A 953-nucleotide genomic window follows, 5' to 3' on the forward strand; every position below is an offset into this window, starting at 1 on the left:
CGCGGACCAGCGCCGCGGCAGCCAGCCAGCGGCGCAGCGCCTCCTCCCCGGCGCGCAGGGTGGCACGGGCGAGCGGCACCCAGGCGTCGAGCAGCAGCGCCGCGGCGTACCCGCCCTCGGCGACCGGCTCGGCGCCGGGAGTGGCCAGCACCACGGCGGGCGTCGCGGGCACGGTGGCCAGCACGCCGTGCTCGGCGCTGCTGGTGCGCACCGGCACCCCCTGCAGCGCGCGGCCGACCTCCTCGGCGGTGCGCCGCACACCGACGCGGGTCGAGCGCAGCCGGGACGACCCGCAGACCGAGCAGGTCCACCCGGGTGCGGACCGCGCGCACCACGAGCACCGTGGGGCGGCGGAGCCGTCGACGCGGCCGAGCGGCCCGTGGCAGGTGGTGCACCGCGCCGGCGCGCGGCAGGTCTGGCAGGCCAGGCCCGGCTGGTAGCCCGCCCGCGGCACCTGGACGAGCACCGGCCCGTGCGGCAGCGCCTCCCGGGCCGTGCGCAGCGCCAGCGACGGGATGCGGGCGGTGCGGGCCGCGGGGTCGCGCAGGTCGTCGTCGCCGGAGACGGTGACCCTCGCCGCGCGCCGGCGCAGCAGCGCCCGGCCCGGCTCGAGCGAGCGCGCCCAGCCCTCCTCGACCAGCTGCTGCGACTCGACCGAGCGCCCGTAGCCCACCAGCAGCGCGGCCGCGTCGGCGAGCTCGGCCCGCACCCGCAGCACCTCGCGGGTGTGCGGGTAGGGCGCGCGGGGCTCGGCGTGCAGGTCGTCGCCGTCGTCCCAGCACACCACCAGGCCGAGCTCGTGCACGGGTGCGAACGCCGCCGAGCGGGTGCCGACGACGATGCGGGCCGCTCCGCGCGCGACCGCCAGGAGCGCCGAGTACCGCGCGGACGGGCCGAGGTCGGAGCCGAGGCCGCGGTAGATCGCGACCTGGTCGCCGTCGACGCCGACGAAG

At 80.1% G+C, this 953-nt stretch carries 1 pseudogene; it reads right to left on the bottom strand.

Annotated features, from left to right (window positions below):
• A pseudogene (locus tag ACYVKY_RS14615) lies at positions 1–953 on the bottom strand (hypothetical protein); the annotation flags it as partial.

This window comes from Angustibacter speluncae, assembly GCF_054777815.1.